Origin of the sequence: Xanthomonas sp. 3075, from assembly GCF_014197275.1 — a bacterium.
Taxonomy (GTDB): domain Bacteria; phylum Pseudomonadota; class Gammaproteobacteria; order Xanthomonadales; family Xanthomonadaceae; genus Xanthomonas; species Xanthomonas campestris_B.
In genome coordinates this window covers 86,473-110,123 of sequence record NZ_JACIFI010000016.1, presented here as the reverse complement: position 1 = coordinate 110,123, position 23,651 = coordinate 86,473, and the positions used below count along the sequence as shown (strand labels likewise).

17 protein-coding genes and 1 riboswitch are annotated in these 23,651 nt (G+C 65.7%); of the genes, 5 read left to right on the top strand and 12 right to left on the bottom strand.

Going from position 1 to position 23,651, the window contains the following annotated elements:
* Positions 1 to 388: 388 nt before the first annotated feature.
* The 3 genes from GGR62_RS15580 to GGR62_RS15570 form a co-directional block, all read right to left on the bottom strand.
* Positions 389 to 2,494: a catalase gene (locus GGR62_RS15580; protein ID WP_184408758.1), complete on the bottom strand. Its 2,106-nt coding sequence runs from the start codon at positions 2,492 to 2,494 to the stop codon at positions 389 to 391.
* A 218-nt stretch (positions 2,495 to 2,712) separates the two neighbouring features.
* Positions 2,713 to 3,567: an aldo/keto reductase gene (locus tag GGR62_RS15575; protein ID WP_184408757.1), complete on the bottom strand. Its 855-nt coding sequence runs from the start codon at positions 3,565 to 3,567 to the stop codon at positions 2,713 to 2,715.
* 24 nt (positions 3,568 to 3,591) lie between these two features.
* Entirely contained in the window at positions 3,592 to 5,247 is a 1,656-nt protein-coding gene (locus GGR62_RS15570; RefSeq protein ID WP_184408756.1) for a carboxylesterase/lipase family protein, read from the bottom strand.
* A gap of 236 nt (positions 5,248 to 5,483) precedes the next feature.
* Here GGR62_RS15570 and GGR62_RS15565 point away from each other — a divergent pair, with 236 nt between their 5' ends.
* Positions 5,484 to 5,702, top strand: coding sequence for a hypothetical protein (locus GGR62_RS15565; RefSeq protein ID WP_184408755.1), 219 nt, complete (start codon positions 5,484 to 5,486; stop codon positions 5,700 to 5,702).
* A 134-nt stretch (positions 5,703 to 5,836) separates the two neighbouring features.
* Here the strand turns inward: GGR62_RS15565 and gcvP are convergent, their stop codons facing one another.
* Complete coding sequence (gcvP, locus tag GGR62_RS15560; protein ID WP_184408754.1) at positions 5,837 to 8,710, bottom strand: aminomethyl-transferring glycine dehydrogenase; 2,874 nt, start codon at positions 8,708 to 8,710, stop codon at positions 5,837 to 5,839.
* 89 nt (positions 8,711 to 8,799) lie between these two features.
* A riboswitch (glycine riboswitch) is annotated at positions 8,800 to 8,914 on the bottom strand.
* A 266-nt stretch (positions 8,915 to 9,180) separates the two neighbouring features.
* On the opposite strand from gcvP, the gene GGR62_RS15555 reads away from it, so the two are divergent.
* Positions 9,181 to 10,434, top strand: a complete 1,254-nt coding sequence (locus tag GGR62_RS15555) for a multidrug effflux MFS transporter (protein WP_184408753.1) — start codon at positions 9,181 to 9,183, stop codon at positions 10,432 to 10,434.
* 16 nt (positions 10,435 to 10,450) lie between these two features.
* Positions 10,451 to 10,855 (top strand): hypothetical protein, encoded by a 405-nt coding sequence (locus tag GGR62_RS15550; RefSeq protein WP_184408752.1) that lies wholly within the window; start codon positions 10,451 to 10,453, stop codon positions 10,853 to 10,855.
* A 273-nt stretch (positions 10,856 to 11,128) separates the two neighbouring features.
* Here the strand turns inward: GGR62_RS15550 and GGR62_RS15545 are convergent, their stop codons facing one another.
* From GGR62_RS15545 to GGR62_RS15525, 5 genes are all read right to left on the bottom strand, one after another.
* Positions 11,129 to 13,054 (bottom strand): XVIPCD domain-containing protein, encoded by a 1,926-nt coding sequence (locus GGR62_RS15545; RefSeq protein ID WP_184408751.1) that lies wholly within the window; start codon positions 13,052 to 13,054, stop codon positions 11,129 to 11,131.
* Between the two features lie 131 nt (positions 13,055 to 13,185).
* Entirely contained in the window at positions 13,186 to 15,213 is a 2,028-nt protein-coding gene (locus GGR62_RS15540) for a M2 family metallopeptidase (protein WP_184408750.1), read from the bottom strand.
* A 136-nt stretch (positions 15,214 to 15,349) separates the two neighbouring features.
* Positions 15,350 to 17,017, bottom strand: coding sequence for a phosphoethanolamine--lipid A transferase (locus GGR62_RS15535; protein ID WP_184408748.1), 1,668 nt, complete (start codon positions 17,015 to 17,017; stop codon positions 15,350 to 15,352).
* Positions 17,014 to 17,778, bottom strand: coding sequence for a phosphatase PAP2 family protein (locus tag GGR62_RS15530; RefSeq protein WP_184408747.1), 765 nt, complete (start codon positions 17,776 to 17,778; stop codon positions 17,014 to 17,016). Before GGR62_RS15530 ends, GGR62_RS15535 begins: the two co-directional genes overlap by 4 nt.
* 99 nt (positions 17,779 to 17,877) lie before the next feature.
* Positions 17,878 to 19,611 carry a glycosyltransferase family 39 protein gene (locus GGR62_RS15525; RefSeq protein ID WP_184408746.1) on the bottom strand — a complete coding sequence of 578 codons (1,734 nt, stop codon included), beginning with the start codon at positions 19,609 to 19,611 and terminating at the stop codon, positions 17,878 to 17,880.
* Between the two features lie 148 nt (positions 19,612 to 19,759).
* On the opposite strand from GGR62_RS15525, the gene GGR62_RS15520 reads away from it, so the two are divergent.
* Together GGR62_RS15520 and GGR62_RS15515 are read left to right on the top strand one after the other, a co-directional pair.
* Complete coding sequence (locus GGR62_RS15520) at positions 19,760 to 20,476, top strand: response regulator transcription factor (protein WP_184408745.1); 717 nt, start codon at positions 19,760 to 19,762, stop codon at positions 20,474 to 20,476.
* A complete protein-coding gene (locus GGR62_RS15515) occupies positions 20,469 to 21,770 on the top strand; it encodes a HAMP domain-containing sensor histidine kinase (protein ID WP_184408744.1) in 1,302 nt (433 codons plus the stop codon). The genes GGR62_RS15520 and GGR62_RS15515 overlap by 8 nt, the downstream gene beginning before the upstream one ends.
* A gap of 46 nt (positions 21,771 to 21,816) precedes the next feature.
* Here the strand turns inward: GGR62_RS15515 and GGR62_RS15510 are convergent, their stop codons facing one another.
* The 3 genes from GGR62_RS15510 to minD form a co-directional block, all read right to left on the bottom strand.
* The gene (locus GGR62_RS15510; protein WP_184408743.1) at positions 21,817 to 22,308 is read right to left on the bottom strand and encodes a hypothetical protein; all 492 of its coding nucleotides are present in this window, start codon (positions 22,306 to 22,308) and stop codon (positions 21,817 to 21,819) included.
* Positions 22,309 to 22,576: 268 nt separating this feature from the next.
* Positions 22,577 to 22,834, bottom strand: coding sequence for a cell division topological specificity factor MinE (gene minE, locus GGR62_RS15505; protein WP_003484370.1), 258 nt, complete (start codon positions 22,832 to 22,834; stop codon positions 22,577 to 22,579).
* 2 nt (positions 22,835 to 22,836) lie between these two features.
* The gene (gene minD / locus GGR62_RS15500; RefSeq protein ID WP_005994582.1) at positions 22,837 to 23,646 is read right to left on the bottom strand and encodes a septum site-determining protein MinD; all 810 of its coding nucleotides are present in this window, start codon (positions 23,644 to 23,646) and stop codon (positions 22,837 to 22,839) included.
* Positions 23,647 to 23,651 lie beyond the last annotated feature (5 nt).

Here is a 23,651-nt window from a genome sequence, read left to right as displayed (position 1 = left end):
GACAGCAGCCGGCACCACCGTGCCCGGCTGACGGAGTGGCCAAAGCCCCTCCAACAACACAGTTGCTACAAGGACGTACTTGCGGCGTGTCCCGCCCCGGTGGGCGGGCAAGGGCCTTGCAGCCGAGTCGCAGCCCGCTGCTCTACAGCTGGCCTATCCGCGCGTGCCAACACCCCAAAGACAAGAAGGAGCAACGACATAAAGGCAGCCAGGATTCCAAATCGCAGCGTCGTTTATTAGACGCGGCCAAAAGAATGGCTGAAGGCTGGCCGTTGCATAGGACGCGTTGGTCTACTGCTGAAGATGAGTTGCTGCCCGCATAAACGACTTGGGCGCGAACGACGTCGAGTCGTTCGCGCCCAAGCCTGTGCAGCCTCTGCGGATACGGTTACGCCAGCATGCGCACCTTCGGCTCGCGTGCCCACTGGCGGGTCTTGGCGGCAGTGATGAAGGCCTTGGTATCGGCCGCTGCAATCACGCCCGCGTCCTTGCCGACATTGCCGGCCTTCAGCAGTAGCTGCGCGCCATCGTCGTATGCAATCGCCTTCAGATGGGCCCAGGCATGGCTGACGAAGTCCAGTGCTGCCGATTCGCGTGTCAGCGCCTTGGCTGCTTCCGAGGACAACAGCACCGCCACCGCATCGAACACCACTGATGGTGTGCCTGCCAATTGGCCGTCGGCGGCCAGTTGCTTGCCGTCGCTGAGCTTGGCGCCGCCCACTTTCGGCGCGACGATTTTCACTGTGGCACCCGCAGCTTCGGCAGCCTTGCGCACCGCCTTGATCGCAGCGGCGTCGGATCCATCGTGAATGAGGATGCCCACCGTGCGGCCCTGCAAGGTGTCCTTCATCTTGCCGATCAGCTGCAAGGCCGGCGACAACGGCATATCGGTCGGCGCAACCGCAGCCGGTGGTGCCGGCGGCAACGTGGTCATGCCTATGCCATCGGCCACGCGCTGCGCCAGCGTCGGGTCGATGTGGCGCAGGTGGCCAACGATGGCTTCGCGCACGTGCGCGGTCTCCACCTTGGACAACTCAAACACCAGCGCCGATGCCATATGGGCCTGTTCCGGTGCGCTCTGGCTGCGGAAGAACATCCGCGCTTGGCTGTAGTGATCGGCAAAACTTTCTGCGCGCACGCGTCCCTTGGCGCCGTCTTCCGCAGGTGTTGCATGGCTGGGGAATCCACGCAGCGCCTCACGGGGTGCATCGGCCTGCAGCGAGCTTGGCTCGTAGGCGACACGGCCCTTGGGGACGCCCATCTGCATGTGCCCATCGCGCTGATTATTGGCGAACGGGCACTTGGGCGCGTTGACCGGAATCTGATGGAAGTTGGGTCCACCCAGGCGGCTCAACTGCGTATCCAGATACGAGAACAGGCGACCCTGCAGCAGCGGGTCGTTGCTGAAGTCGATGCCGGGCACGATGTTGGCCGGGCAATAGGCCACCTGCTCGGTTTCGGCGAAGAAGTTGTCCGGCCAGCGGTCCAGCACCATGCGGCCGACGATCTGCAGCGGTACCAATTCTTCGGGAATGACCTTGGTCGAATCCAGATGGTCGAACGGGAACGCCTCGGCCTGCGCCTCGGTAAACAACTGCACGCCCAGTTCCCATTCGGGGAAATCGCCGTTCTGGATCGATTCGAACAGATCACGACGATGGAAGTCCTGGTCTGCGCCGGCAATCTTGACTGCCTCGTCCCAGATCGTGGACTGCAGACCCAGCTTGGGACGCCAATGGAACTTGACGAAGGTGCTGTCGCCGGCTTCGTTGAGGAAGCGAAAGCTGTGGATGCCGAAGCCTTCGATCATGCGTAGCGAACGCGGAATCGTACGGTCGCTCATCGCCCACATGATCATGTGCATCGATTCGGGGGTGAGCGAGATGAAATCCCAGAACGTGTCATGCGCGCTGGCTGCCTGCGGAAAACCGCGGTCCGGTTCCATCTTCACCGCATGGATCAGGTCCGGGAACTTCATCGCATCCTGGATGAAGAACACCGGGATGTTATTGCCGACAAGATCCCAGTTGCCTTCCTTGGTATAGAACTTGACTGCGAATCCGCGCACGTCACGCGGTGTGTCCACCGAGCCGGCGCCACCTGCAACGGTGGAAAAGCGCGTAAACAGCGGGGTTTTTTCGCCAACCTCGGTAAAGATCTTGGCGGTGGTGTACTGGCTCAACGACTTGGTCAGCTCGAAATAGCCATGCGCCGCGCTGCCGCGTGCATGCACGATGCGCTCGGGGATGCGCTCGTGATCGAAGTGGGTGATCTTCTCGCGCAGGATGAAGTCTTCCAGCAACGTCGGCCCACGCGGCGTGGCGCGCAGCGAGTTCTGGTTATCGCCAACCGGGATGCCCTGGTTGGTGGTCAATTGCGGATGCGAGCCGCCGGCTTTCTGGTGCAGTTCGTCGCCGGTGCCGCGCAACTCTTGCGCGCTGGCGGAACTGCCGACAGAAGAAACCTGTGCGGGTTTGCTTGGGGACTTGGCCATGGGGGACTCCACGTTGGCGGGCTGGGATGCGAGCTATCCAACCGAGCCTGGGAGTGGCGCTGTTAAACGGATGTGTCTACATGCGAGCAAACACTCACATGCTTGCGTCACGACGCAAAGCGTGCGCTACCGCGCGCTGTGCAATGCCAACACACCACGCGCATGATGCGAACACCGCCACATGCACGGTCTGCGTGACCCAGCGTGCGGTGTTTGATCTACAGCAGATCCAGCGGCTGCTTGCGCGTTGGTGGCGGGAACGCGCTATCGAGTGCGGCAAGATCCTGCGCATCCAGCTGCAATGTGCATGCTGCGGCGTTTTCACGCACGTGTGCGGGCGTGCCCGATTCGGGGATGGCGATCACCTGGCCGCTGCGGATTGCCCAGGCCAATGCCACCGCAGTGGCTGCAACGCCACGCCGTACACCGATGGCATGCAGCACTGGATGATCGAGCAAGGCGCGGCTCCCCAGTGGCGAGTACGCCATGACCGTCACCTCATGGTCGGCGCACCACGGCAGCAGATCGAATTCGATACCGCGGCTGCCGGCGTGATAGAGCACTTGATTGACCAGGCAGCGCTGCCCGCCATCGATGCGCCACAGATCCTGCATATCGTCCACATCGAAATTCGACACGCCCCAATCGCGGATCTTGCCAGCATCGCGCAGCGCCTCGAACGCGTCGACCACCTCGGCAAGATCGCTGCCGCCGCGCCAATGCAGCAGATACAGATCCAGCGTGCGCACGCCAAGCCGCTGCAGGCTGGCTTCGCAGGCACGCGCAATGCCGCGCGCGCTCGCATTGCTCGGCAATACCTTCGACACCAGGTACGGTGCCTGTGCGCTGTCGATGGTCTGGCCGATCAACTGCTCGGAACGGCCGTTGCCGTACATCTCGGCGGTGTCGATCAGGCGCATGCCTAGCTGCTGGCCGGTCTGCAACGCGTCGATCTCCTGCTGCGGCGGATGCCGGCCCTGGCCCAGATTCCACGAGCCCAGGCCCAGCGCCGGCACGCTGCGCCCGTTGCGTAGCGGCACCATGGGGCAGGGGGAGGAAGTGGCGACAGACATGCGTAACTCCTGTGGAGGTGTGGATCATTGCGAGGTTGGATGCGCGGCGGTAGCGGACGCCGGCGTGTGTGTGGCAGCGTGCGCTTGTGCATCCCAGAACGCACAACGATGACGCTGCACGAAGTCGGGCGTCGCGCCGATCCTGCCGGGCGAGAGCGTCAATGGGGTGTTTCCATCGAAACGTGGCCAGTGTGGCCGGCCTGCGCCATTGGGATCGCCGGTACGTGCAAACGCGCCCCAGTAATCCTGCAGCGTGTCGGCAAATGCGTGCTGCGACGGACTGAACTGCGGCTCGCCGCTGAGTGCCCAAGGACGCTGGAACAGATACACCAGTTCGGCGGCGTGATAGGCGCCCAGCGGATGCGAGAACGGCAGACGCAACAGGCCGTAGGGCGCGTGCGGGTCGTCGAATTCGTAGGCATACACCGGCATCTGTTCGCGCAACAAGTGGCCGAGCCGGCGGGTGGGGCAGGCGAAGACGCCATCGGTGACGATGTCGGCGTAGGCGCTCCAGCGCGAGCGCGCGGCGACGTCCGCGTACTGCGCAAGCACCGCCGCCGGATCGTCGTGCATCCCCTGCACGCGCGAGCGGTAGCTGCTGCGCAACACGAAGCCGCCCACATAGGAGGCCAGTTGCGCAAACAGACGTCCTTCATTGCGGTTGCTGCCCAGCAGCAGCGGCAGGCGTGGGTGGCTTGCGTTGGCGATCGCCGTTTCCGGCGGCTCGGGCAGGACGTCGCCGCCGACCATCGGTGCCCAGGCATCGCCGCCGGTCAGGCCGCGGCGTTGCGGCTTGGCATCCAGCAAGGCATCGGCCGGCAGTGCGCGCAGGCAACCGGCAACATCGGCCGCGCCATCGCAGCCGAGCGCCTGCGCCATGCGCACACCGCCGCGTTCGGCCTCGACGCGCGGCAGGCCCGAATCGCCGGCCAGGCAGCTGCCGCTCTGCAGGATCGCGCGCTGAAACAGGCCGGTGGCGCCCGGCGAAGTGAGATGGGAGCAGATGCTCCAGGCGCCGGCGGATTCGCCGAATACGGTGACATTGCGCGCATCGCCACCGAATGCGCCGATGTTGCGTTGTACCCAGCGCAAGGCGGCCTGTTGATCGAGCAGCGCGTAGGCACCTTCGCCTTCGCCACGCAGGGCCGGATGCGCGAGGAAGCCGAAGACGCCAAGTCGATAATTGGGTGCGACCACGATCACATCCTGGCGTGCCGCCAGCGCGCTCAGGTCGTAGTCGGCGTTGCTGCCCAGTTGCATCGCGCCGCCGTAGATCCACACCATGACTGCGCGCGGATGCGCGGGGGCAGGGCCGGGCGGCGTGTAGATGTTGAGCGTCAGGCAGTCTTCGGACAGCTCCTTCTGGCCGAACCGATAGCGCGGCAGGCAGGCCGGTCCCACACGGGTAGCGTCGCGCACGCCGCTCCATTGGGGCGCTGGCTGCGGCGCGCGGAAGCGCAGCGCGCCGACCGGGGGCGCTGCAAACGGGATGCCCAGATAGGCGCCGCCCTGCGCGTTGTGCACACCACGTACCGCACCGGTATCGGTGCGCACCACGGTTTGCTGCGTGTCCGGTGCCTCCACCAAGGCCGGCACCGCGCCGGGCCGGCGCGGCGTGCAACCGGCGACGCTGCAGCCCACCAGCAGCAGGCAGGTCAGCGTGCGTATGCGCCTGGTCATCTCGAGCTTGATCACTGCGTGCCCTACCATGTGTCGAGGCGTGCCAGCATCGCAAGTGCGTGCTTAGGGAAGAGTCAACGCGCGATGGCGCGGCGATGACGTCGCGCGCGATGCAATGCGTAGACGCGGGCATGCACGGCCGGCTGCGGCATGGCGATGCTGCGGGTAGCGAAGGCGCATGTGCTATATGTCCGACCTGGACGACAGCGCGTGCAGGGACGGTCGGCATGACACGATTGAAGCGAATCCTCCTGTGGGCGGCGATCTGCGGGGGCTGCGCCCTGGTCGCCTTCAATCTTGCCTATTGGTGGGCCTTGAGCGGCCAATTCGACTGCATCGAAGGCGGCTGCGGACTGCTGGCCGAGCTAGCGCTGTGGCCTGTCCTCACCATCGTCCTGGTAGGCATCGCGGCGATGCTGGCGTGGGTGGTACGCCGCAGGCGCGCACGCCGCTAGCGCTTGCCGCATGTGGCCTTGCGACGGCCGCCATCACCTGCTGAGCGCACTGCAGGGTGGCGCCATGCAAGAAAAACCACGGCCGCAACGTACGCGGCCGGGTTTGAGTCGAGCGAAGGGCCGCGTTGCGGCGCTTACGCTTCCACGTCGTCCTTGTACGCATCCACCGGGATGCAGGCGCACATCACGTTCTTGTCGCCGTAGACGTTGTCCACGCGTGCCACCGGCGGCCAGTACTTCTGCTGTTTGAGGCTGGGCAGCGGGAAGGCGGCCAGTTCGCGCGGGTAGGCATGCGTCCACTCGCTGGCCGACACCTGCGTGGCGGTATGCGGGGCGTGCTTGAGCGGGTTGTCGTCGCGGTCCAGGCGGCCGTCTTCGATGGCGCGGATCTCTTCGCGGATCTGGATCATCGCGTCGATGAAGCGGTCCAGTTCGTGCTGCGATTCGCTTTCGGTCGGCTCCACCATCAAGGTGCCGGCGACCGGGAAGCTCAACGTCGGTGCGTGGAAGCCGAAGTCGATCAGGCGCTTGGCGATGTCTTCGGCGCCGATGCCGCTGGTCTTCTCCAGCGGCCGCACATCCAGGATGCATTCGTGCGCCACCAGGCCATTACGGCCGGTGTACAGCGTCTTGTAATGCGGCGCCAGGCGCTTGGCGATGTAGTTGGCGTTGAGCAACGCCACCTGGGTCGCCTTGCGCAACCCGCCACTGCCCATCATGGTCACGTACATCCAGCTGATCGGCAGGATGGAGGCGGAGCCGTAGCTGGCCGCGCTGACCATGCCGACGTCGCCTTCGCCGCCCAGCGTGCGGGGCAAGAAGGGCGCGAGGTGCGACTTCACCGCACACGGGCCCACACCCGGGCCGCCGCCGCCGTGCGGAATGCAGAAGGTCTTGTGCAGGTTGAGGTGCGACACGTCCGAGCCCCACTTGCCGGGCTTGGCCACACCGACCAGGGCATTCATGTTGGCGCCGTCGGTATAGACCTGGCCACCATGCGCATGCACCGCTTCGCAGATCGCCACCACGTCTTCTTCGAACACGCCGTGCGTTGATGGATAAGTGATCATCAACGCGGCCAGACGCTCGGAATATTTTTCCGCCTTGGCGCGGATGTCTTCGACGTCGACATTGCCGTTGGCATCGCACTTGGTCACGACGACCGTCATGCCACACATCTGCGCGGAAGCCGGGTTGGTGCCGTGCGCGGATTCGGGAATCAGACAGATATCGCGATGCGCCTCGCCACGCGAACGGTGATAGGCGCGGATCGCCAGCAGGCCGGCGTATTCGCCTTGCGCGCCGGAATTGGGCTGCAGGCTCACCGCATCGTAGCCGGTGCATTCGACCAGCATCGCTTCCAGCTCGTCGATCAGCTGTGCGTAACCGGCCGACTGCTCGGCCGGTGCCAGCGGATGGATCGCGCCGAACTCGGGCCAGGTCACCGGAATCATTTCGGCGGTGGCGTTGAGCTTCATGGTGCAGCTGCCCAGCGGGATCATGGTGCGATCCATCGCCAGATCCTTGTCGGCCAGCGAGCGCATGTAGCGCAGCAGTTCGTGCTCGCTGTGGTGGGTGTTGAAGACCGGGTGGGTCAGGAACGCGCTGCTGCGCAGCAGGCCGTGCGGCAACGCGTCGGCGGTGGCCGCATCCAGCGCGTCCACGTTTGCCTGCGCACCGAACAACGCGGCCAGCGCCACCACATCGGCGCGCGTGCTGGTTTCATCCAGGCTGATGCCCACCGCTTCGCTGTCGATCGCGCGCAGGTTGATGCCGGCCGCACGGGCCTTGGCGTGGATGGCATCGGCATCGATCGCCTTGACGTGCAGGGTGTCGAAGAAATGCTCGCCTACATTGACGCCGGCTCCGCGCAACGCGGCGGCCAGGATCGCGGCAAGACGATGGGTGCGGCGCGCGATGCGGGTCAGGCCCTCGGGGCCGTGGTAGACGGCGTACATCGAGGCCATCACCGCCAGCAGCACCTGCGCGGTGCAGATGTTGGAGGTGGCCTTCTCGCGGCGGATATGTTGCTCGCGCGTCTGCAGCGTCAAACGGTAGGCAGGGTTGCCGGCGGCATCGATCGACACACCGATCAACCGGCCCGGCATCGACCGCTTGTAGGCATCGCGGCAGGCCATGAAGGCCGCATGCGGGCCGCCAAAGCCGAACGGCACGCCAAAGCGCTGCGAGTTGCCGACCACGATATCCGCGCCCCATTCGCCGGGCGCGGCGATCAGGGTCAGCGCGAGCAGGTCGGTGGCCACCGCGACCAAGCCGCCTTGCGCATGCACCGCATCGGCCAGCACGGCATGGTCGCCGATGTGACCGAAGCTGTCCGGGTACTGCAGCAGCACGCCGAAGCACTCGGCCTGCAGCGCCTCTTCCGGCGTGCCGACGCGCAGCACGATGCCCAGCGGCTCGGCGCGGGTGCGCAGCAGTTCCAGCGTTTGCGGATGCACCGCGTCGTGCACGAAGAAGGTCTCCGACTTCGACTTGGCCGAACGCTTGGCCAGCGTCATCGCTTCGGCCGCGGCGGTGGCTTCGTCCAGCAGCGAGGCGTTGGCGATCTGCATGCCGGTCAGATCCGCGCACAGGGTCTGGAAGTTGATCAACGCTTCCATGCGGCCCTGCGAAATCTCTGCCTGGTACGGCGTGTAGGCGGTGTACCAGGCCGGATTTTCCAGGATGTTGCGCAGGATCACCTTGGGCGTGTGGGTGCCGTAATAGCCCTGGCCGATAAAGGTGCGCTGCACCTGGTTCTTGCTGGCGATGGCGCGGATCTTGGCCAGCGCTTCTTCTTCGGTGATCGCTTCGGGCAGCGCCAGCGCCGCAGGCGACTTGATGTTGCCGGGCACGATCGCATCGGTCAGCGCATCCAGCGAGGCGTGGCCGACTACGTCCAGCATCTGCGCGATTTCCGCGTCGTTGGGGCCGATGTGGCGTTCGACGAACGCGCTGTGGTGTTCGAGGTCGCGCAGGGAAGACGAGGTCGGGGACATGGCGGGCATCCGGGGCAGGGGGCAGACGAATGGTCGACACGTCCTCCGACCGGCCCGGCGCGCACGCGCACCACGACCCGTCGCAGCGACGGTCTTCCTCGCGCCCCTCTGTCCTTTTGCCTGAGAGTTTAAAAACGCGGCCTGGCCATTGGCCTGCCTGCGTTCCGTGCCCCTTCGGCGCCGGCATCGGCCGGTCTCTCCAGAGTTGTACTGCGGATGGTATCGGGCCTGAGCGATTACGGGCTGTTGCGCCTTCGGCAGCGGCAGTGCCGCTTCTCCCACCGTGTTGCAGGCCGATTATAGCGTGGGTGCGCAGCAGCGGGCGGACTCGCCGGACCAGTGGCGCGCTCCCCCTACTTGGGCTTGCTTAACCTTGTATCTACGAGCGCCTATCATCTCGGCCTTGTGCTCATTCCGGCGGCGCAGCGAGCGCCCATCGGCGTGGTGCGCCTTCGATGCACCACGTTTCGGATTCCCGCATGCCCCCCATCACGCCTTCCACCCGTCGCATGGCGCTGCTGCTCGCCGGGCTGGCGATGTTCGGCCCGTTTTCCATCGACACCATTTTCCCGGCGTTCTCGCGGCTCAGCCGCAGCCTGGCGGTGGACGAGGTGGCGATCCAGCAGACCATCAGCGTCTATCTGCTCGCCTACGGGCTGATGAGCATCGCGCACGGTCCGCTGTCCGATGCCTGGGGCCGTAAGCGGGTGATCCTGGGCGGGCTGGTGCTGTTCGTCGCCGGCTCGGTGGGCTGCGCGCTGTCGCAGGACCTGCCGACCTTGCTGGCGTTCCGCGCGTTGCAGGGGCTGTCGGCCGGGGTGGGCATGATCGTCGGGCGGGCGGTGATCCGCGATCTGTTCCAGGGCGCGGATGCGCAGCGGCTGATGAGTCAGGTGTCGATGATCTTCGGTATCGCACCAGCGATCGCGCCGATCATTGGCGGCTGGATCCTGCTCAGCGGCGCCGGCTGGCCGCTGATTTTCTGGTTTTTGGTGGCCTTCGGGCTGGTGCTGCTGGTCGCGACCATGACCTGGTTGCCGGAAACCCATCCGCTGGACGCGCGCACGCCGCTGCAGCCCAAGCGCCTGCTGCACGACTACGTGCGGATCGGCTTCAATCCACGCTTCCAACGTTTGGCGGCGGCCGGTGCGTTCAACTTCGCCGGCATCTTTCTGTATATCGCCTCGGCGCCGGTGCTGATCATGCGCCACCTGCACCTGGGCGAAGGCGACTTTGCCTGGCTGTTCATCCCCACCATCGGCGGCATGACGCTGGGCTCGTTCCTGTCCGGGCGCATGGCCGGCAGCATGGACCCGGTGCGGCAGGTCCGCATCGGCTTCATCTGCTGCGGCGTGGCGGCGTTGGCGAACCTGGGCTACACCATGACGGCGGCGCAGATCGCCCTGCCATGGGCAGTGCTGCCGATCTTCCTGGCCGGCATGGGGATGGCGCTGATCTTCCCGATCCTGGCGCTGGCGGTGCTGGACATGTACCCGCAGCAGCGCGGCCTGGCGTCCTCGCTGCAGGCCTTCACCCAGCTGATGACCAACACGCTGGTGGCCGGGGTGCTGTCGCCGCTGCTGAGTGAACACCCGCGCCATCTGGCGATCGGCATGACCGGTTTTTTCTTGCTGGGCTGGCTATTCTGGCGCTGGGAGCGCCGCAGCGGCCGCCGTCTACGCCGCCGCCAGGCCGAAGAGGCACTGCCTCTGGAGCCGGCCGACCACCTTTGACCCTACAGGAGCCCGCATGTCCACCGATTCCAAGTTGCGCCGCGATGCCCGCAAGCGCGCCACCGAGCGCCAGCGCAACCAGGCCGCCGCCAAGGCCACGGCCGACTCGCCGATCGAGGCGCATGCCGAACTGCGCGACCAGCAACGCACGCTGCTGGCCGGCATCGTGCGCCGCGACGGCGAATGGGTGCTGGGCATGGATGGCCGCATCGCTGGCGAAAGCACCAGCGCCGCGCAGGTGTTGACGCTGATCATGCGCGCGGCCGAGTTGCACGAGCGCCAGGGCACGCCGGTGCGGCTGACCTACTCGGACGCGCTGAAAGATGCCGCGCATGCCGAGGCCCAGGCCGATGGCATGGAGTTCGAGCAGTTCAAGGCCCGCTTGAGCGAACGCTTGCAGGGTGGCGCGAAGCTCAATTGAGTCCCCCTCGCTGTGTGCCTTTGCTGGCACGGTGAGGTCTGCGGCGTTCAGGACGGATCACCGGGTTGCTGCGCCTGCTGCAAGGGTGTGCAGCGGGCCGGTTCTAGGTCTGGTGCGTAGGCGCTGCCTTGCAGGTGTGTCGCGCGGCATCGCCGGCTAACCAGCCGAGCATCGTTCTCGCTCCAGCGCACGGGGCCAACACCGTGGTTGGCCACACGTGTGATCGAAGTTCTTCGATCTGGGCATTCAGGTGCAACTCCCCAGCGCGCTGTCTCAGCGCGCCTGTGCCTGTCGCTGCGTTTCCTGCTGCGACTGCGCAGTGGCGTCGCGCTCTGTGCTGGGTTCCAGCGCCTGCAGCCGCTGCAGGCTGGCTGCCACAGGCGCCTCCTGTACAGCCTTGGCATCGAAGCTGCCCCGCAGATGCGCTGGCGAGTCGAGTGCTCCCTGCACCACGAAACCGCGTGCAGGATCGTTGCCGAGCAGCACGTGATCGACCCGCTGCAAGCCATTTTCGCGTGCGGCCACCACCGACCCCAAGGCCAGGCGTTCGCTATCCATCCCGGCTGCGGGGCCGGGTGCCGCTTGCAGGCGCTCCACGGCCGCGGTGCATTGCTGCAGCAAGGCATGATCCGGGTGCGCTGCATCGCGCGGGTCCGGGAGCGTCGGGGTGGCGTCCGTCGGCCGCGGCAGTACGGTGGCATCGACACGCTGCAGCTGGCCGTCGTATGTCCCGTCGGCGCCGTCGGCGATGCGCTGCAGCCGTTCGGCGAACGCATACGGCGATCCACCCACGTTGCGGGCCATCGCGATGGCGAACTGCTCGGGCGACTGCGTGGGGGCGTTGCGGTCGCCGACCAGCGCGGTCAGCGTGCTGCCGCCGATCTTGCCGGCGTCGGCGCTGGCGCGGGTCTGCTCCAGCAGCGCCTGCATCTGCACCTCGTTGAATTCCAGCGTGGTCTTCTGCCCTGGCGCGATTGCGCCGGTGCCCGTCATCTTGCCGCTCAACGCGCTGTTGAGGGTCTGCGCGATCGCCTTTTCCTCGCTGGCCTCGTTGCGCCCGCCCAGGCGCTGCAACAAGCCCGGCGCGGCGACGTCGCCATCGATCTCGAAACGGTAGCTGCGTTCCTGCACGCGTTCGGCATCGTTGCCGTCGTACTGGCGCACGATCGTCAGCGGCACGTTGTCGGCGTATTGCAGTTGCTGCACTACCGTGTAGCCGTCCTGGCCCGGCGTGCTGATGCGCACCTGGCTGCCCTGGTTGCGGTTGCCGGCAACATCGGCGCTGAGCGGGCCCAGTTCCAGCTGCAGACGCTGCTGCGAGCTGAAATTGATCCGCTCCAGCGTCTGCATCTCATCGACGCCGGGCACGCCCGGGGCCATCTTGCCCTCGCGCACGAACTCGCCCATGGCCGCGCGCGCGCGCGGATCGGACAGGTCGAACTGCGCGCTCTGCACCCGCGAATGGCCCAGTGAGTCGGCGACTCCGAGCAGGGCCTGCGCCGTTCCCACCTTGAAGCCAACCGCGTTCACTGCCTCGATGGCTGCGTTAGGCCCGGTCACTACACGCACGTGGCGCTCGTCCACACGCTCGATCAGGTAACTGCGGCCGCTGGCTTCGGTGATCTCGCTCTGCATGGCGAGGTGTTGCAGACTCGCCGAGGCATCGCGCTGGGTGTAGGTCTGCGTGTCCATCACCGCGCGCGCGCCGATCGGCAGGCTCTCCGGCTGTAGTGGATTGACGCGTGTGGCAGCCTCTGCAGGCTGGTCGACGCCGGGCAGCGTCAGTGAATAGCGCATGCGCTGCCCGGCACTGACGCTGGCTTCGATGTCCAGCTTGCCGTTGCCGAGCTTGGTCTGCAGGCTTTGCTGCTGGCCGGTGCGTGCGTCGGCCTCGAGGTTGAAGGTGGTGGTCTTCGCGTCGGGATCGCTGAGCTTGCCCAGGGCTAGCGCGCTGCTGGTGCGCAGGCTGTTCTCGCCCAACGACTGGGTTTTACTGCCGTTGCTCTGCTCGCTGGTCTGCGAATACTTGACCGACTGCTCTGCCGGGGTGGCCGTGACCGTGCCGCTAGCCAGTTTCGCCGCGTATTCGCTGTTGGGGCTGCTATAGGTCGGGTCGAACGCGCGATCGTTCGCGTCGTCGATAAACTGCTTGTTGCGGTCCACGTCGCGCGGGTCCGGGCCGGTGGAGGCGTTGTTCATTGGATGCGTCCTGCATGCTGCGCCGATGCAGCGGGTGCGCAGTATATCGCCGGTATTTTATGCGGTTATCAAATCGATGTTATGCGCCGGCCAGGGTGACGGCCGTCGCATGCGGCAGCGAAAGCGGCGCGTCAGTGCGTCGCGGCAGGCGCGGGCGCGTTGCTGGTGGCAGCGGGCGTGCTCGCCTGCCAGCCGCACAATTTGCCCTGGTTCTGCTGCTTCAACCACTCGCTCATCGGTGCGAAGTATTCCAGCATCGGGCCGGCATCCAGTCGCTCGTTGCCGGTGAGTTCCTTCAGCGTGGTCTGCCAGGGTTGGCTGGAACCACGTTGCAGCATCGACCAGAACTTCTGCCCGGCATCCTTGTTGCCGTAGAAGCTGCACTCGTACAACGGCCCCTGATGGCCGGCGGCTTCGCACAGGCCCTTGTAGAACTGGAACTGCAGGATATGCGCCAGAAAATAGCGCGTGTACGGCGTGTTGCCCGGCACGTGGTACTTGGCGCCGGCATCGAAGAAATCTTCGCCGCGCGCGGTCACCGGCGCTACGCCCTGGTATTTGGCTTTGAGCTGCCACCAGGCCTGGTTGTAATGCTCGGGAGGAATCGAGCCGTCAAACACACCCCAGCGCCAGCGGTCGATCATCAAGCCGAACGGCAGAAAAGCGACCTTGCTCAGCGCCATGCGCATCTGCGAATTGATCAGCGCTTCGCGGCCGGTCTGCTGTTCGCCCACCATGCCGATGGACTGCAGATACTTGGGCGTCATCGCCAGCACGATGGTGTCGCCGATCGCTTCGTGGAAGCCATCGTTGGCGCCGTTTTGAAACAGCGGCGGCAGCGGGTTGTAGGCCAGGTCGTAGTAGAGGTGGCCGAGCTCGTGATAGATGGTGGTGAAGTCTTCCTCGGTCGGCTTGATGCACATCTTGGTGCGCACGTCGGCGCCGATGTTCTGGTTCGGCTCGCCACCCATATTCATGTCCCACGCGCTGGCATGGCAGACCACGTCGCGGTCCAGCGGCTTGATGAACTGCGAGCGCTGCCAATAGGTGTCGGGCAGTTTGGGCATGCCCAGCGAGGTGTAGAAGTCCTGCGCGCGCTCGGTCATCTGTTTTGCGCTGCGCAGCTGGGCTTCGCGTTCGGCGTTGAAGCGTGCCGCGGCGTCGCCGTCGCTGCCGTTAGCGGCCACGTTGCGGGCCAGTACTGCGCTCAGATTGCCCTGGTACTGTTTTTCCAGCGCGGAGGTGATGTCCAGATCGCCGGCACCCGGGTATGGCTGCAGCAGATCCCATAGATTGCTCCAGTCCTGCTGCCACATATTGCCCATCAGATGCGCCGGCAGCATGCCGCCGGCAACCTCGCCCTTGTCCTTGCCGTACTGCGTATCGAGCTTGCTGCGTGCGTAGCACTGCAGCTGCGCGTACAGCGGTTTGACCTGTTCCCATAGCCGGTCGGTTTCGCTGGCCAGTTGCGCTGGCGGCATGTCGTAGCCGCTGCGCCACAGCACGCCGACATCGGCAAACCCCAGCCCGCGCGCGCCCTCGTTGGCGAGCTCGACAAACCGCTGGTAGTCCTTGCGCATCGGCTGGGCGGTGCCATGCCAGCCCTGCCAGGCGTCGAGTTGTTCGTTGTAGTCGCGGCTGCTGGCCAGCACCTGTTCCAGTTCGCCGAGTTGGCGGCAACGGCGTTGTTCGCCATCGCCCACGCAATACCGGCCCGCGCCGTAGTCGCCTTCCATCTTGGCCGCGATCCGGGTCAACTCGGCCAGCTTGGCCGGGTCGCGCGGCGCAGGCAGGGCGCTCATCAATTTCAGCAGTTGCAGCGCACGCGCGCTGTCGGCGGACATCGGGGTGCCGGCGTACTGCGCGGATTGTTCGATCCAGCGATCCAGCTGCGCCAGCGAACGCTCGTTGGCCTTGGCCGCCAGCAGCTGCGAGTCGCCGTTGATATAGGTCGACGACAGCCACTGCGCTGCAGTGACTTCCGGGTAGGCGGCCTTGTACTCGGCGCTGATACGCGCAACGAATTGGTCGGCGCTTTCGGCAGGCGCGGTCTTGGTCGCGGCCGGTGTGGCCGGCGGCGCGGCGTCCTTGCGGCAGGCCGACAGCGATAGCGTGCCGGCGGCGACAGCCAGTGCCAGCAACAGCAGACGAGGATTCACGGGTGGTCCTTGCAGTGAAGTCCGGCGAAGGCTAGAGCGCGCGAGGCTTCAGGGCAAGCAGCGCTTCACGGCAAGCGCTGCAGCTGCCGATGCCACCCAGCGGCGGACGATCCCGCCGCTGGCGGTGCCAGAACGCTCAGCCTTTCCCCGTGCACTGCGCGAACACATCGCGTTCGCGCGCATACACGCTGGTCTTGACCTGCATCAGGCCGAGCACCGAGGGAAACAGCGCGTCCTGGTCGGTGTACTGGCCGGCACGGTGGCGCAGGCAGGCCTGGTCCAGGCCGCGGTCGCGCGCAAACTCCGGCGAGAACCACATCACCATCGGCACGTGGGTCTGCTCGCTGGGGGCGATCGCATACGGCACGCCGTGCAGATACAGGCCCTTCTCGCCCAGCGATTCGCCGTGATCGGACAGATAGATCATCGCGGTGTCGTAATCGGACAAACTGCGCAGGGTGTGGATGGCCTGATTGAGGAAATGGTCGGTATAGCTGATGGAATTGTCGTAGGCGTTGACGATGTCCTGACGGCTGCAACTGCCCAGGTCGGCAGTCCTGCATACCGGCTTGAAGCGCTCGAACTGCGCCGGATACCGCTCGAAATAGCTGGGGCCGTGGCTGCCGAGTTGATGCACCACCACCACGCGGTCGCCGGGCTTGGCACGCACTTGCGCGGCCAGATCGCGGAGCAGGATCTCGTCCATGCAGCGGCCATCGGCGCACAGGCCCGGGGTGGTGGCGTCATCCAGCTTCTGGATCTCCAGGCCATCGCACACGCCCTTGCAGCCGGACTGGTTGTCGCGCCACAGCGTGGAAATGCCGGCGTGTTCAAGCACGTGCAGGAACGATTGGTGGCCGCGGATCATGTCTTCGTTGTAATCGCGGCGGCCGAACGGCGAGAACATGCACGGCACCGACACTTCGGTGCTGGTGCCGCACGAATGCATGTCCGGGAAATTGATCACGCCCGCCTGCGCCAGCTCCGGCGTGGTCTGGCGTGCATAGCCATTGAGGCCCCAGTTCTGCGCACGTGCGGTTTCGCCCAGCACCAGCAGCAACAGGCGTGGACGGCTGCCAGCAGCGCGCGGCGTTGCGGTGGCATCGTGTTCGACCGGTTGCTTGGGCGCATGCTTGATCGGCGAATCGGATTTGAGGTCCTGCCGCAACGCGACGATGTAATTGATCGGCGTGGCCAGATAACGCACCTCGCGGTGATTGCGCATCAATGCGGAAATATCCTGGAACGACAGCATCGTGCCGGCTGCGCCGACCGCTGCGACGGCCAGCAGGAAGCCTGCGCGGATCGCCAGCGCCTTGCCGGTGCTGCGTGCGCGCAAACGTATGCGCCACACCAATGTCGTCGGAATCAGGAAGTAGCACACCATCGGCAGGATCAAGCCGGGCGTCAGCAATTCGCGCGATTCCTTGTGGTCGGTATGCAGCACGTTGCGCAGCATGTCCGCATCCAGATAGACGTTGTAGCTGTTCATGTAGTGCGCGGCCAGCGCGGTGGTGAACAGCAGCAGGGTCAGCAGCGGTTTGGCGTTCCAGCGCCACACCAGCAGACCCAACAACAGTGCGTGCACGGCGACCAGCAGCGCCAACAACGACATGGCAAACCCGACACTGCCCGGGTGCGTGGCCATTGCCGAGCGCCAGAACAGCTGATTGCACACCAGTGCGAAGAACAGGCTCGACAGCAACACCAGCATTTCGGTCGACAGCGTCGGCCGCGTGCTCCATGCGCGCACGCGCAGCCCGCTACGTCCGCGCGGTTGCGGTTCCGGTAACCAGGTGCTCATGCTGCATCCCCCGATGGCAACATCGCATCAGACGCGCGATGCGGACGAGCCAGCATCACGCAGTACAACGCCAGTGCCGTCAGCCAGCACACTGCCAGCGACCACACATCGTGCGAGACAAAATGCGCGCCACGCAGTTGCTGCGCAACGCCGAAAATGAGACCTGCCACCAAGCCTACGCACAAACCTGGAACGCGCCACGCAGGACGCAGCGACAACGCACAGAAATACAGCGCAACCCACGCATATCCGGCACTGGCATGTCCGGCCGGAAAACAACCGGACGCGGCCATGCCGTGGCGTGATTCGAACAAGCCGATCATTGCCCGCGTGCCGCCATACCGGCTCAGATCCCAGGGGCAATCCATCGCTGTCCACGACTTGAGCAACGACACCAGCGAGGTCGACAAGGCGACCGATGCGGCCAGATAGGTGAGCGGCCAACGCAGCACGCGCAAACGCGGCCTGCACCAGGCAGCCACCGCCAGAATCACGACGCTGACACCCGCCGCCGTGCTCAAGCCTCTACCGATGCGATGAATCACGCCGCTGGTGAACCAGTGGTCCTTGAGCAGCCAGTGGCCGCCTTCCATCCGGTACAGCGCATCGGCAATCCATTGGTCGCCGCCGGCGCCCATCAACAACGCGCTGAGCAACAGCACACCGGTCAGCGGCATCCACAGATGGCGAACAAAAAAACGTGCCCGCACATCAGGGGCGGTGCGCGCCAGAACTGGCGCATGGACGGGAAGCGTGCTCATCGGGATGTCGGCCTGTGTCATTGCCCGGCATCTTCGAAACCCGGATGTCGGAGAGCGGTCGGACCGGAGTTGCCCAGCCGTTAACCCGACACCAAGCGTTCAGTCTGTATCGCCGTCGCTACCGGTTTGTTCGGTGTCGGACGCAGTGGCGATGCAACCGGCATGCCATGCGGTGCCCGGCACCAATTGCCATTGATTGCGATTGGATTCGCCGATGTCGATGCGTTGCGCCGGATCGATACACGCCGGTACAGCCTGCCTGAGCACGAACAACCAGCGCTTTTCCGGCGCCTGCGCAAGCCACGGGCCTGCCTTGTCCCATTGCTGCTGCCAACTCGCCTTGAAGCCGAAGTCGGTCACTGCGCGGTCGGCCTGCAGCAGGTTCTGCTCGCGCCAGGCCAGCATGCCCAACTCGGCATTCGGGCCGATACGCTGGCCGACGCGCTGCATCAGCCGCGCGGACGAACTGTAAGGGTCCAGTGCCGGCATCAAGCCCAGGCCGTACACGATCCACAGCGCCGCCGTCATGGCCACCACCGCGGTGCCCGCGCGGCGGCCCCGCGACCACGCCAGCACGGCAAGGCCGACGATGCCAAGACCGATCAGCCAGAACCCCACCGACTGCAACGACGCCAGCGCCATGCCGCGTTTTAGCGCGGTGTTTTCCGCCCAATGCAGATGCAGCGCGATGCCGCCGCCCAGACTCAGGCCGGCAAGTGCAAGCAGCAGCACATAGCCATTGAGCAGCGCACGCACACCGCGTCGGCGCAGCAGCCCGGCCAGCAGCGGCGCTGCCGCCATGCACAGCGCGGGCAGCATCGGGAAAAGATAGACCTCGCGCTTGCCCGGGCTGGCGCTGAAGAACAGCAGCACCAACACGCTCCACGCCAGCAACAGCACATAACGCGGGTCGCCGCGGCGCAACCGGCGCCACCATGCCGGCAGCAGCCACGGCAACAACAGGCAGCCCGGCAACCACAGCGTGGCGATCACCTGCAGGTAGTACCAGGCCGGTTTGACGTGATGCCATGCGTGCGCATACCGCGTGCCGGTCTGCTTGAACAACAACTCGTGCGCGTACGCGTGCAGTTGCGGGTTATCGCCATGCAGCAGCGCGATGCCGAGCGGTCCCAGCCACACCGCGGTGCCAGCCAGGAATGCCGGCAGCACCAGCAACCAGCTGCGCCCGGCCTGTGCACGCGCCGGCAGCACGCTCCAATGCCGGCGCGGCAACGCCATCCATGGCAGCAACAGCAGCAGCGGCAGGAAACCGACGCCCTTGGTCACCGTGCCGACGCCGGCGGCGAACACCCCCAGCGTCCACGCGCGCCAATCCGGCCCGCGCAGCACATGCCGCAGCAGCCCCCACAGCGACAGCGTGGTCAGCGCCACCAGCACCATGTCGATCTGCGCGCGCTTGGCCATCAGGCCGAACTGCAGTACCGCAAACAACGCCAGCACCGCATAGCCGGCCACGCGCCGGTTCCACAGCCGGCGGGTCATGTCCCAGGTCAGCCACAGCGTTGCCAGCGCGGCCAGCAGCGAGGGCAGCAGAAACGCAACCGGCCAGTGCGGCACCAGCGCATGGCTCGCCGCCTGCAGCCACATGAACACTGGCGGCTTTTCCGCGTACAGCTCGCTGCCACGGTGCGGCAGCAGCCAATGGCCGCTGTCGACCATGGTGCGTGCGGCCAGCACAAAGCGCGGCTCGTCCGGCGGATTGGGTTGGCGTAGCCCGAGCCCGGCCAGCAGGCTGACAACGATCAGCAGCAATGCGGCAAGCAGCGCGCGCCGACGCGGGACAGAGGCAGAGCTGGCAGGCGACACGCGCACGCCCCGATCAAAAGGGGCAGAACGATAGCTGGCAAGCAGGTCGGAATGTTGTCGGAATGCGTGCCAGCCCGCCTGGAGCGGTCGGGTTCGGCTCGCCTCGGTTAGGATGCGCACACCGTCCCTGTCGGGGCGCTCTGGAAACGCGCTCATGCGGCTGCTGGTCATCGAAGACAACCGCAATATGGTTGCCAACCTGTTCGACTATTTCGAAGCACGCGGGCACACCCTGGACGCGGCGCCCGATGGCGTCACCGGCCTGCATCTGGCCACCACCCAGCAGTACGACGTGCTGGTGCTGGACTGGATGATGCCGCGCATGGATGGCCCGGAAGTGCTGCGTCGGCTGCGCGAACAGCACCAGTCCGAGTTGCCGGTGATCATGCTCACCGCGCGCGACGAACTGCCCGACAAGATCGCCGGCTTCCGTGCCGGTGCCGACGATTACCTGACCAAACCGTTCGCGCTGCCCGAGCTGGAAGTGCGCATCGAGGCCTTGCTGGCGCGTGCGCAAGGTCGCCGTCGCCGCAAGCTGCTGCAGGTGGCCGACCTGCGTCTGGATCTGGCGACGCTGGAAGCCACCCGCGCCGGGCAGGCACTGCATCTGTATCCGGCCTGCCGCAAGTTGCTGGAAGTGCTGATGCAGGCCAGCCCCGCTGCCGTCACCCGGCAACGGTTGGAGCAATCGCTCTGGGGCGACGAGCCGCCCGATGGCGACATGCTGCGCTCCCACATCTACGAATTACGCCGTAGCGTGGATGGCCCGTTTGCGCAGAAGTTGATCCACACGCTGCCGCGCCTGGGGTATCGCCTGGCGGCGCTGGAGGATGGCGGCGAGCCTGCCAATGGCGACTGCAACGATGGCTAGGCAGCGCCCGTTGGGTCGTCGCGTCGTGGCGTGGTTGTTTGGCTATACGCTGTTGATGACGCTGGCGGTGTTCGGCACTGCGCAGTATCTGCACGAACGCGCCGAACACGGGGTCTGGCGCTCGCTGTTGAATTCGGAACTGAACAGTATCCTGGACCGCAGCGCGCAGAATCCGGACTACCGTTGGCAGGATTCGGACACCTTGCGGCTGTACCGCGTCGACGACAGCGCGGCGGTGCCGCCGGTGCTGCGCACCTTGCATCCGGGGTTGCACGACGGGCTGTCAATCGCCGGTCGCCGGAGCGCGGTGATGGTGCGCGACACGGCGCACGCCGGGCGGCTGGCATTGGTGCTGGACATCACCGACTTCGAGGCGCTGGAACACTTCATCACCCGCTGGATGCTGGCCGCAGGCGTTGCCTTGATCGGTGTCACCTTGTTGATGGGCACCTATGCGATGGCGCGGCTGGTGCGCCCGCTGGTCGAGCTGGCGCGCGATATCGGCGCACTGCGCCCGGAGCGGCGCTCGCAACGCATTGCAGTCGGCGCGCAGGGCAGCGCCGAGCTGTACGTGATTGCCGATGCGCTCAACGACTACCTGGATCGCAACGGGCAGTTCGTCGAGCGCGAGCGCGCCTTCATCGACAGCGCCAGCCACGAGTTGCGCACCCCGATCGCGGTGATTGGCAATGCCGCCGAACTGGCGCTGGAGCAACCCGGCACACCGCAGGCGGTACGCCATCAGCTGGAGCGCATTGCGCAGACCAGCGGTGCGGTAGAACAGCTGATCACCTTGTTGCTGGTACTGGCCAAGGATCCCGGCCGGCTGACGCGCAACAGCGATGCCGTGCGCCTGGACCAGCTGCTGCCGGACATCGTCGCCGACCACGCGCACCTGTGCGCAGACAAGGATCTGCAGGTGGTCATCGACACGCTGCCGCCGTGCAGCCTGACTGCACCGGTGGCGATCGTGCAGACCGCCATCGGCAATCTGCTGCGCAATGCGATCGAAAACAGCGATCGCGGCATCATCCATGTCTCGCTCAGTGCACCCGGCGTGGTGCGCATCGCCGACCCGGGCCACGGCATGACGCCGGAGGAAATCAGTGCGATCTATGCGCGCCTGGCGCGCGGCAATGCGCGTCAGGGCAACGGCATCGGGTTGGAGCTGATCGGGCGGCTCTGCGAGCACCTGGGCTGGCATCTGAACCTGGATTCCAATGCAGGGCAGGGCACGGTGGCCACGCTGGATCTGTCTGGCGCGATGGCTGCGACGCGGCTGGTGCAAGACTAGGCGCGCCTGGCGCTTTGGGCGCTGCGCTGGATCGTCCAGCCGACGATCAGGCTGGCAACAACCCGCGCTCGCGCAGCCAGCTGCGCGCATTTTCCGCGTCCTGTTCGAACCATGCGCGTGTGGACCCGAGCCGATAGGTGTAGCCCCAGGTGTCCATGTCGGCCATCAGGCGTGCGCTGCCTACGCCCGGCAACTGATCGGCCAGCAAGATCTGCAGGTAACAGGTGGCATCTTCTTCATCCACCGAGTCGGTGGCATCGGTATGCACCGCAGCGCGCTTTTCTGCCGGCAAGACGATCAGGTGCCCGGCCTCGTGCAGCAGCGAATGCACCGGCGTGTCGTCGCGCACGTACACGTCGCAGCCGATGATGCCCGCTTCCGGCTCGCCCCAGAAACTGCCCGGTATCGGTGCCCCGGTCTCCACGCGATGCAGGCGCAGGCCATAACGGGCGAGCAGGGCGTTGGGTGCGTCCAGGCCAATATCGCCCACGCATAACACGGCGGCAGACCCGGAGCTGGAAGAAGAGTCGATGGTCACGCGGGAGAGCTCGCGGTCGATGGACGCCGCAGCGCTGCGGCAGGGCAGACACGATGACGGCACTGGACGAACCGCGTGCCATCAGAATGCATTGAGTTCACTGACACCAGGCAGCAGGCAATCGCTTGCACGGACAGGTGCGTAGACATCCAGGGTGGCATGGCCGTTTCGCTTCCCAACCCGCAGCGCATCAACCGGCGTTCGCGCAAGCATGGATGTTGCCAGCGGTAAAAACGGCACCGTGCGTAGACGGTGCCGTCGAAGACGCTTACTTGTCGCCGTCTTCCGGCAAGGCGACCGAGATATCCAGCACGTCGTGCTCGCCATCCTTGACCAGATCCACCCGCACCGCATCGGCGTCGATGTTGACGTACTTCTTGATCACTTCCAGCAATTCGCGCTGCATCAGCGGCAGGTAATCCGGCCCGCCGCGGTGGTTGCGCTCTTGCGCAATGATGATCTGCAGGCGGTTCTTGGCCGTCTCGGCGGTGTTCTTCTTGCTCTTGAGAAAATCGAGCAGGCCCATGCTTACCCTCCGAACAGCTTGCTGAAGAAGCCTTTCTTCTCCACGGATATGAATCGCATCGGGCGCTCTTCGCCCATGATGCGGGCGACTGCGTCGTCATACGCCTGGCCGGCCGGGGACTCGGCATCCAGGATCACCGGCTCGCCCTTGTTGGAGGCATTGAGCACGTCGCCGGATTCGGGAATCACGCCGATGGCCTTCAGGCCAAGCACTTCTTCCACGTCGGTGATGCTGAGCATCTCGCCGCCTTCTACGCGGCCCGGGCTGTAGCGGGTCAGCAGCAGGAACGCCGGCACGGTCTTGCCTTCCTCGGCCTTGCGGGTCTTGGAATCGAGCAGGCCGATGATGCGGTCCGAGTCGCGCACCGAGGACACCTCGGGGTTGACCACCACCACCGCGCGGTCGGCGAAGTACATCGACAGGAACGCGCCCTTTTCGATGCCGGCCGGCGAATCGCAGACGATGTACTCGAAGCCGTCGGCGGCAAGATCCTTGAGCACTTTTTCCACGCCGTCCTGGGTGAGCGCGTCCTTGTCGCGGGTCTGCGAGGCAGCCAGCACGTACAGGTTGTCGAAGCGCTTGTCCTTGATCAGCGATTGCTTGAGCGTTGCTTCGCCATGCACGACGTTGACGAAGTCGTACACCACGCGCCGCTCGCAGCCCATGATCAGGTCCAGGTTGCGCAGACCGACGTCGAAGTCGATGACGGCGACCTTCTTGCCGCGCCGTGCCAGCCCGCAGGCCAGGCTCGCGCTGGTGGTGGTCTTGCCGACGCCGCCCTTGCCGGAGGTGACTACGATGATTTCAGCCAAAGGAT

Excerpts from the sequence above, each read along its gene's own strand:
- GGR62_RS15550 (WP_184408752.1), top strand. The coding sequence starts at position 10,451 with ATGTCCACCGATTCCAAGTTGCGCCGCGATGCCCGCAAGCGCGCCACC.
- GGR62_RS15580 (WP_184408758.1), bottom strand. The coding sequence starts at position 2,494 with ATGGCCAAGTCCCCAAGCAAACCCGCACAGGTTTCTTCTGTCGGCAGT.
- GGR62_RS15575 (WP_184408757.1), bottom strand. The coding sequence starts at position 3,567 with ATGTCTGTCGCCACTTCCTCCCCCTGCCCCATGGTGCCGCTACGCAAC.
- GGR62_RS15535 (WP_184408748.1), bottom strand. The coding sequence starts at position 17,017 with ATGAGCACCTGGTTACCGGAACCGCAACCGCGCGGACGTAGCGGGCTG.
- GGR62_RS15555 (WP_184408753.1), top strand. The coding sequence starts at position 9,181 with ATGCCCCCCATCACGCCTTCCACCCGTCGCATGGCGCTGCTGCTCGCC.
- gcvP (WP_184408754.1), bottom strand. The coding sequence starts at position 8,710 with ATGCCCGCCATGTCCCCGACCTCGTCTTCCCTGCGCGACCTCGAACAC.
- GGR62_RS15545 (WP_184408751.1), bottom strand. The coding sequence starts at position 13,054 with ATGAACAACGCCTCCACCGGCCCGGACCCGCGCGACGTGGACCGCAAC.
- GGR62_RS15520 (WP_184408745.1), top strand. The coding sequence starts at position 19,760 with ATGCGGCTGCTGGTCATCGAAGACAACCGCAATATGGTTGCCAACCTG.
- minE (WP_003484370.1), bottom strand. The coding sequence starts at position 22,834 with ATGGGCCTGCTCGATTTTCTCAAGAGCAAGAAGAACACCGCCGAGACG.
- GGR62_RS15515 (WP_184408744.1), top strand. The coding sequence starts at position 20,469 with ATGGCTAGGCAGCGCCCGTTGGGTCGTCGCGTCGTGGCGTGGTTGTTT.
- GGR62_RS15570 (WP_184408756.1), bottom strand. The coding sequence starts at position 5,247 with ATGACCAGGCGCATACGCACGCTGACCTGCCTGCTGCTGGTGGGCTGC.
- GGR62_RS15530 (WP_184408747.1), bottom strand. The coding sequence starts at position 17,778 with ATGAGCACGCTTCCCGTCCATGCGCCAGTTCTGGCGCGCACCGCCCCT.